The sequence below is a fragment of the Streptomyces sp. NPDC127114 genome, from assembly GCF_042677525.1.
Taxonomy (GTDB): domain Bacteria; phylum Actinomycetota; class Actinomycetes; order Streptomycetales; family Streptomycetaceae; genus Streptomyces.
In genome coordinates, this window is record NZ_JBHXTJ010000036.1 from 66870 (window position 1) to 75046 (window position 8177).

The window sequence follows — 8177 nt, forward strand, 5'->3', positions numbered from 1 at the left end:
GAGCAGGAGGGCAACCCCAACGGCACTACGGCCCGACGCCCAACGACCAACGCCCCTACGGCAGCACCCTGCACAAGGCGTCCAGCGCGCCCGACCACGCGCTGTCCGTCGGGGTGCCGTAGCCGACGACGAGGGCGTCGCGGGTACGCGGCACGGTCGAATGCCGGAAGCGGTTGACGCCGTTCAGGGCGAGCCCCTGGAACGCCGCCGCGCGGATCACCGACTCCTCGGTGTCCTCAGGGAGTTCGAGGACGGCGTGCAGCCCGGCCGCGATGCCGCTGACGCGGGTTCCGGGCGAGGATGCGGCGACCGCCGCGACCAACTGGTCTCGCCGCCGCCGGTAGCGCAGCCGCATGGCCCGGACGTGCCGGTCGTACGCGCCGGAGGCCAGGAACTCGGCGAAGGTCAGCTGGTCGGTGACTCCCGACATCCAGTCGACCACGCCCTTGGCCGCCGCGACCTCGTCGACCAGGTGTTCCGGCAGCACCATCCACGCGAGCCGCAGGCCGGGCGCGAGGGACTTGCTCGCGGTGCCGAAGTAGACCACCCGCTCCGGGTCCAGTCCCTGAAGGGCGCCGACGGGCTGGCGGTCGTAGCGGAACTCCCCGTCGTAGTCGTCCTCCAGGATCAGACCGCCGGAGGCCCGCGCCCAGTCGACGGCGGCCGCCCGCCGGTCGGGCCGGAGGGCGCCGCCCGTCGGGAACTGGTGGGCGGGCGTCATCAGGACGCCGCCGACCTCGCCCAGCGCGCCCGACCCCAGCTCCTCGGTCCGGGTGCCGCGTTCGTCGAAGGGCAGGGCCGGCATCCGGATGCCCTGGCGGCCGAGCAGGTCCCAGTGGACGTCGAGGCCGTACGACTCCACGGCCACCTCGCGCACCCCGCGGTCCCGCATCACCTGGCCCATGAGCATCAGGCCGTGCACGAACCCCGAGCAGACCACGATCCGTTCGGGCCGCGCGTGGACACCACGCGCCCGCGCCAGGTACTCGGCGAGGACCGTGCGCAGTTCGATCCGGCCGCGCGGATCGCCGTAGCCGAAGGCCTCGTGGGGCGCGGCCGTGAGCGCCTTGCGGGCTGCCCTGAGCCACTCGGCGCGCGGGAAGGAGCCGACGTCGGGAGTGCCGGGCCGGAGGCTGTACGCGGGCTTCCCCGCCGCCGGTGTGACGGCTGCGGCGCCGCCCGACGGGGCCGCGCGGCGCGCCGCCGGCCGGGGCGCCGAGCGCGGGGCCACCCGGGTCCCGGAGCCCTGACGTGCGGTCAGCCAGCCCTCGGCGACGAGCTCCGCGTACGCGTCGGCGACGGTGTTGCGGGCGACGCCCAGGTCGACGGCGAGGGAACGCGAGGACGGCAGCCGGGTCCCGGCCGCCAGCCGCCCGCTGCGCACGGCCTCCCGCAGCGCGTTCATCAGCCCGTCGCGCAGGCCGTGCCCGCGCAGTTCCAGGTGCAGGTCGGCGCCGAAAGTGGCCCAGTCATCCGCCATGGGAATGGACCATACCCGGGCGCCATCCCGACCGTACGGTCGTCGGCATGACCACCACCACGACCGCCGCCCCGCAGGACCCGACACAGGCCGCACTCGCCCCCGAGCACCCGCCCCGGCTCGCCTTCGCCGAGCGGCACCCCGAGTTCTACAAGGCCATGATCGGCCTGGAGATCGCCGCGTCGAAGCACGTGGACCCGACGCTGTACGAGCTCGTCAAGATCCGCGCCTCGCAGATCAACAACTGCGCCTTCTGCCTGGACATGCACACCAAGGACGCGCTCGCGGCCGGGGAGAGCGTCCAGCGGATCGTGCAGCTGTCCGCCTGGCGCGAGTCCCGGCACTTCTACACCGAGCGCGAGCTGGCCGCCCTCGCCCTGACCGAGGCGGTCACCGTGCTCACCGACGGCTTCGTGCCCGACGAGGTGTACGCGGAGGCCGCCCGCCACTTCGACGAGACCGGGCTGGCGCACCTCATCGGCGCGATCGTGACGATCAACGCCTGGAACCGGATCGCCGTGACCTGCCGCTTCACGCCGGGCCACTACGCGCCGGGCGCGTACAAGCGATGAGCGCGGACCTCACCGGGCCCGCCGGCGGCTCCTCCCGCGTCGACGTCCTGCGCGCCCTGCACCTCGGCCGGCCCGCCGAGCGGCCGCTGGTCCTGCCGGGGCCGTGGGACGCGGCCTCGGCGCGGGTCTTCGAGGAGGCCGGGTTTCCGGCTCTGGCCACGCCCAGCGCGGGGATCGACGCGGCGCTCGGGAACCCGGACGGCACCACCCCGCCGGAGGAGATGCTGGCGGCCGTGGCGCGGATCGCGCGGGCCGTGTCCGTGCCGGTCAGCGCCGACCTGGAGGACGGCTACGGGCTCCCGGCCGACGAGCTCGTCGAACGGGTCCTGGAGACCGGCGCCGTCGGGCTGAACCTGGAGGACTCCGACCGCTCCGGCCACCGGCTGCGTGACCCGCGCGAACAGGCCGAACGGCTCGCGGCGGTACGGGCGGCGGCCGGGCCCGCGCTCTTCGTCAACGCCCGCGTCGACACGTACCTCCACCGCGGGACCGCCGAGGAGGCCGCCGAGCGCGCCGTGCTCTACCGGGAGGCGGGCGCGGACTGCGTCTTCCCGGTCCTCGCGCCGCCCGAGGACCTGCCCCGGCTGCGGGCGGCGGGCGTCGAGGGCCCGCTCAACTTCCTGGCCCGGCCGGGCGACCCGCCGTTCGCCGAGCTCGGCCGGCTGGGCGCCACGCGGATCACCTTCGGCCCGGGCCTGCTCCGCCGCACGCTCACGCACCTCGCGGACCTGAGCGCGGATCTGACCGCCGGCCTGACGGCGGAGACGGCCTGAAGACGACACCGGTCCGAGGACGACACCGGCCCGAGGACGACGTGACGGTGCCCCCGGCCGGAGCGGCCGGGGGCACCGTCACGTCACGGGTGCCGCTCTCAGATGAGGCCGAGCTCGCGGACCGCGTCGCGCTCCTCCGACAGCTCCTTGACGGAGGCGTCGATGCGGGCGCGGGAGAAGTCGTTGATCTCCAGGCCCTGGACGATCTCGTACTTGCCGTCCTTGCAGGTGACCGGGAAGGAGGAGATCAGGCCCTCCGGGACGCCGTAGGAGCCGTCGGACGGAACGCCCATGGAGGTCCAGTCGCCCTCGGCGGTGCCGTTGACCCAGGTGTACACGTGGTCGATGGCGGCGTTGGCGGCGGACGCGGCGGAGGACGCGCCACGGGCGTCGATGATCGCGGCGCCGCGCTTGGCGACGGTCGGGATGAAGGTGTCGGCCAGCCACGCCTGGTCGTTCACGACGTCGGCGGCGTTCTTGCCGGCGATCTCCGCGTGGAAGATGTCCGGGTACTGGGTCGCGGAGTGGTTGCCCCAGATGGTGAGGCGCTTGATGTCCGTGACCGAGGAGCCGGTCTTCTGGGCCAGCTGCGTCAGGGCGCGGTTGTGGTCCAGGCGGGTCATGGCGGTGAAGCGCTCGGCCGGGACGCCCTTGGCGTTGGCCTGGGCGATCAGGGCGTTGGTGTTGGCCGGGTTGCCGACGACGAGGACCTTGATGTCGTCCGCGGCGTGGGCGGCGATGGCCTCGCCCTGCGGCTTGAAGATGCCGCCGTTGGCGGCGAGCAGGTCGCCGCGCTCCATGCCCGGGCCACGCGGGCGGGCGCCGACGAGCAGGCCGATGTTGGCGCCCTCGAAGCCCTTGTTCGGGTCGTCGAAGATGTCGATGCCCTTGAGCAGCGGGAAGGCGCAGTCGTCGAGCTCCATGGCGGTGCCCTCGGCGGCCTTGACGCCCTGCGGGATCTCGAGGAGGCGCAGCTTGACCGGCACGTCCGCGCCGAGCAGGTGGCCGGAGGCGATGCGGAACAGCAGCGCGTAGCCGATCTGGCCGGCCGCGCCGGTCACGGTGACATTCACGGGAGTGCGGGTCATGGCGATCTCCGTAAGACAGCTGGCGGTGGGGTTTCCCTTGCCCCTGAGGAGGCCCCGGAGGCTGGACGTCCCTTCGTGATCGATCGATGTCTCGACGTGAAGAGATATCCGGCGTCAGGCTATCGGACCCGGGCACCCGCGCACCTCCACCCCCTTGTGGTGCGGCTCACTGCCACCCGGGTACCGGACACGTAGCGGAATGGTCACCTCCGTCACCTCCGTGCCACAACGGCCCGGCGGACCTTGAACCGACGTTGGCACGTACATGACCCTTGATCGCAGCGGCGCCCGTCCTCCCACGGGGGAGAGGACGGGCGCCGTCACCGTTTCGGGTGACCCATTGATCCCGGGTGGCCGAAGGACCGGTGCTCCGGCCCGCGTCAGGTGACCGTGAGGTGGAGGACGTCCTCCAGGAACGGGATCCGCAGCCAGGGCTCCGGCTGCACCATGAGCGCCAGCAGCACGATGAGCCCGCCCATCACTCCGTACGTGATCATGTCCGTGAAGCGCGAGCGCACCGCGAGCATGCCGACCGAGGGCGTCGTCCGGCGCAGCACGGCGCCGGTCAGCAGCGCGGCCCCGACGAGCAGCGTGCCGATCCGGAACGCCTGCGGGAACAGGTCCGTGCCGACGATCAGCAGTCCGAGCGCGGCCATCCCGAGCACGGTGAGCAGCGGCCACTGGCGCGCGGGCGCCGACGCGTCGCCGGGCGCCGCCCGGCCGCCGCCCTCGGGCCGGGCGGTCGTGGTGGTGAGCTTCGCCCGGGGGTGCCGGCGCGATGCCGTGCCGCCACCGCCCCCCTCGCCGGGCTCCTCCGGGGTCTCCGGGTCGCCGGAGGCGTCGGAGGAGGACACGGTCAGCGGACCCCGGCCGCGCGCTCGGCGGCCTCGACGACGTTGACGAGGAGCTGGGCGCGGGTCATCGGGCCGACACCGCCGGGGTTCGGGGAGATCCAGCCGGCCACCTCGGCGACACCGGGGTGGACGTCGCCGACGATCTTGCCCTCGTCGTTGCGGGAGACGCCGACGTCGAGCACGGCCGCGCCCGGCTTCACGTCCTCCGGCTTGATCAGGTGCGGCACGCCGGCCGCCGCGACGATGATGTCCGCGCGCCGCAGGTGCGCCGCGAGATCCTTGGTGCCGGTGTGACACTGCGTCACGGTGGCGTTCTCGGAGCGGCGGGTGAGCAGCAGCGGCATCGGGCGCCCGATGGTGACGCCGCGGCCGACGACCACGACCTCGGCGCCCTTGATCTCCACGCCGTGCTCGCGCAGCAGCTGGATGATGCCGTACGGGGTGCAGGGCAGCGGTGCGGGCTCGTTGAGGACCAGCCGGCCGAGGTTCATCGGGTGCAGACCGTCGGCGTCCTTGGCCGGGTCCATCAGCTCCAGGATGCGGTTCTCGTCGATGCCCTTGGGCAGCGGCAGCTGGACGATGTAGCCGGTGCACGCCGGGTCCTCGTTGAGCTCCCGGACGACCGCCTCGATCTCCTCCTGGGTGGCGCTCGCGGGCAGCTCGCGCTGGATGGAGGCGATGCCGACCTGGGCGCAGTCGCGGTGCTTGCCGGCGACGTACTTCTGGCTGCCCGGGTCGTCGCCGACCAGGATCGTGCCGAGACCGGGCGTGACGCCCCGCTCCCTGAGGGCCGCCACACGGGCGGTCAGATCGGACTTGATCGCGGCTGCGGTGGCCTTGCCATCGAGAATCTGGGCGCTCATGCGGCCATCCTCCCGGATGACCCCCGCCGGATTCCAATTCGGAACCGGAGATTGCACTTGCACAACTGCGCTGCCTATCGACTGGACAAGAAGTGGACGTTCTGACCACGATGATCTGCGCAGTGCCGCGAGCAGTGCCGGGGGGCAAAACCGCTCATACGTCGTGAAACACGTGGTGACATCTCCTCCGCGCAGGGCCGCGTCGTCCCCGCACAGGAACCAACGGAGGAGTCTCCCGATGAGCTTCGGCGACCCGAACAACCCCTATGGCCAGCAGCAGGGGCAGCAGCCCGGCTACGGCTACCCCCAGCAGGCCCCGCAGGGCGTCCCGCCGCAGCAGGGCTACGGCTACCCGGCCGCCCCGGCGTACGGCGGCTACCCGGCCGGCCCGACCGAGATGCCGGGCGGCCTGAAGGCGGCCCGCGTGATGCTCTTCGTCATCGGCGGCCTCCAGGTCATCGGTGCGATCTTCGCCGCCCTCGCCGCCGTCGGCGTCTCCGCCGCGAAGAACGACCCGGCCCTCAAGGACGACGTGCAGTTCCAGCAGGTCGCCGACTGGTCGGCCGGCGCCGTCTGGGCGGTCGCGCTGCTGATCCTGGCCTGGGGTGTCCTGGCCATCGTGCTCGGCGCGAAGTTCGGCTCGGGTGGCAACGGCGTCCGCGTCACCGCCATCGTCTTCGGCGTCATCACGGCCGTCCTCGGCATCTACCCGTTCGTCCTGATCGGCCTCGCGCACACCGTGATGGCGATCCTGGTCGTCGTCTTCGCGGCGAAGTCGGACGGCGCGGCCTGGTTCAACCGCCAGCGCCAGCAGTTCTGACGCTCGCGGCGAGCAAGCAGTACGCGGAAGGGGCCGGGTTCCGACGGGAACCCGGCCCCTTCCGCGTGCGCGCGTGCGGCGCTCCGCTCGTCACTGCCGCTTCAGCACCACGAACTGCCCCGCCTGCTCGGCCACCGCGTACCGCGCCTCCGGGTGCAGCTGGGCGGCGAGCCCGACCGGGTCGGCGACCGGCTGGGACCAGCCCGAGTTGAGGTCGAAGGCCAGGTAGTCGGGGTTCACGCCCTGCGCGCCGCCGACCCAGTAGACGGTGTGGTCGCCGGTCAGGTGGGCCATCAGCGTCACGTTGGTCTCCACGCTGCTGCCCTCCGGCACCGCCGCCACCGCGCGCCGCGCGTCCAGCGTGCGGGCGTCCGTGCGATAGGTCTCGGGCCGGGTCAGCTCGCGCAGCGGCATGTCCAGGGCGTGCAGGAGCGCGACGGCCGTGGCGACGGGCACGGCCACCTTCCCGTACGCCACGAGCCAGGGCCGCGGCGAGGTGCGCACCTCGCGGACGGCGTCGACCAGGGCCAGGAAGACCACCGGCATGAGGATCGCGCTGTAGTGCCAGAACATGCCCCAGTGGTTGGGGTCGTGGGAGAGGAAGCGCCACGCGAGGGTCGGCAGCACGAGCAGCATCAGCGGGGAGCGCAGGCAGAGGAAGCCGGTGACGCCGACGAGGAAGAGGAGCATCTCCCACTTCTCGCCGTGCTGGAAGGCGCCGAGCACGGAGTCCAGGAAGGACACCTGGGCGCCGTCCCCGCCCTTCTCGATCTTGGCCCAGTAGTCGTACTGGCCGACCCGGCTCGCCGCCGGGATGAGCACGAGCACCGTCAGCGCGAAGAAGGCCGTCCCGAAGCCGGCGAGGGCCGCGCCGAGCCGCTTCTGGCCCTTCACGAAGAGGACCGCGCCGACCATGGCGACGGTCAGGCCCATGTCCTCCTTGACGAGGACCAGCGGCACGGACCAGCCGACCGCCGCGTTCCAGCGGCCGAGCAGCAGGGCCCGGCAGGCCAGGGCGAGCAGCGGGACCGCGAAGGCGATCTCGTGGAAGTCGGACTTCACCGCCTCCTGGAGGCCCCAGGACAGCCCGTACGCCACGGTCAGGGAGATGCCCGCGGCCCGGCTGCCGAGCACCTGCTGCGCGGTGCGGCCGACGACGACCGCGGAGGCGGCGAACAGCGCCGCCTGGGCGAGGAGCAGGGCGAGCGGGGAGGACCACACCCAGTAGAGCGGCGCGAGGAGCGCCGTCACCGGGCTGAAGTGGTCCCCGAGTATGAGGAAGCCGGGCCCCTTGATGTCGACGATCGGCGCACGCAGCTCTGCGTAGGCGCGGACGGACTGCTCGAAGATCCCGAGGTCCCAGGAGGGCGTGCGGAAGCGCGTGTACTGCACCCAGGAGTACAGGAAGTACAGGGCGCCGAGGACGGTCGCGACGATCGCGTACGGCAGCGCGGGCGCCGGCGCGAGACCGCCGTCCGGCGCGTCGCCGACGGCCTCGGGGGCGGAGGGCTCCGCCGCGGAACTGCTCTGCACATCCAACACCGCGCCCCCATGGACCAGCCGCCGACAAAAGAGCAACCCATTAGAACAGAGTCCACTCGACCGGCGGAATCGCCGGCGTCACGTCCGGCCGCCGCACGCGGAGGGGCCGGCGGTCCCCGGGGGGTCGGGGGGCCCTCCCAGCCTCCCAGCGGCGCGGCTCAGGGGGTGAAGTGTCGGGTGCCGGT

General features: G+C 72.9%; 8 protein-coding genes. 3 read left to right on the forward strand and 5 right to left on the reverse strand.

The genetic code is table 11. The features are described 5' to 3' along the window. Nucleotides 1-55: 55 nt before the first annotated feature. Complete coding sequence (locus tag ACFVGS_RS28785) at nt 56-1480, reverse strand: PLP-dependent aminotransferase family protein (protein WP_384417667.1); 1425 nt, start codon at nt 1478-1480, stop codon at nt 56-58. 47 nt (nt 1481-1527) lie between these two features. Between ACFVGS_RS28785 and ACFVGS_RS28790 the strand changes: the two genes are divergently transcribed. After that, nucleotides 1528-2052, forward strand: coding sequence for a carboxymuconolactone decarboxylase family protein (locus ACFVGS_RS28790; protein WP_384417664.1), 525 nt, complete (start codon nt 1528-1530; stop codon nt 2050-2052). After that, nucleotides 2049-2825: an isocitrate lyase/phosphoenolpyruvate mutase family protein gene (locus tag ACFVGS_RS28795; RefSeq protein WP_385694497.1), complete on the forward strand. Its 777-nt coding sequence runs from the start codon at nt 2049-2051 to the stop codon at nt 2823-2825. The genes ACFVGS_RS28790 and ACFVGS_RS28795 overlap by 4 nt, the downstream gene beginning before the upstream one ends. 98 nt (nt 2826-2923) lie before the next feature. On the opposite strand, the gene ACFVGS_RS28800 is transcribed toward ACFVGS_RS28795, so the two are convergent. The 3 genes from ACFVGS_RS28800 to ACFVGS_RS28810 form a co-directional block, all read right to left on the reverse strand. Then, nucleotides 2924-3913 carry a malate dehydrogenase gene (locus ACFVGS_RS28800; protein ID WP_384417658.1) on the reverse strand — a complete coding sequence of 330 codons (990 nt, stop codon included), beginning with the start codon at nt 3911-3913 and terminating at the stop codon, nt 2924-2926. A gap of 380 nt (nt 3914-4293) precedes the next feature. Then, nucleotides 4294-4869 (reverse strand): DUF3017 domain-containing protein, encoded by a 576-nt coding sequence (locus ACFVGS_RS28805; protein WP_384417837.1) that lies wholly within the window; start codon nt 4867-4869, stop codon nt 4294-4296. Then, a complete protein-coding gene (locus tag ACFVGS_RS28810; protein ID WP_384417655.1) occupies nt 4770-5630 on the reverse strand; it encodes a bifunctional methylenetetrahydrofolate dehydrogenase/methenyltetrahydrofolate cyclohydrolase in 861 nt (286 codons plus the stop codon). Before ACFVGS_RS28810 ends, ACFVGS_RS28805 begins: the two co-directional genes overlap by 100 nt. A gap of 238 nt (nt 5631-5868) precedes the next feature. Here ACFVGS_RS28810 and ACFVGS_RS28815 point away from each other — a divergent pair, with 238 nt between their 5' ends. After that, nucleotides 5869-6450, forward strand: coding sequence for a hypothetical protein (locus ACFVGS_RS28815; RefSeq protein WP_384417652.1), 582 nt, complete (start codon nt 5869-5871; stop codon nt 6448-6450). A gap of 90 nt (nt 6451-6540) precedes the next feature. Here ACFVGS_RS28815 and ACFVGS_RS28820 read toward each other — a convergent pair whose 3' ends face one another. After that, entirely contained in the window at nt 6541-7992 is a 1452-nt protein-coding gene (locus ACFVGS_RS28820) for a DUF2079 domain-containing protein (protein WP_385694501.1), read from the reverse strand. Between the last annotated feature and the right edge of the window lie 185 nt (nt 7993-8177).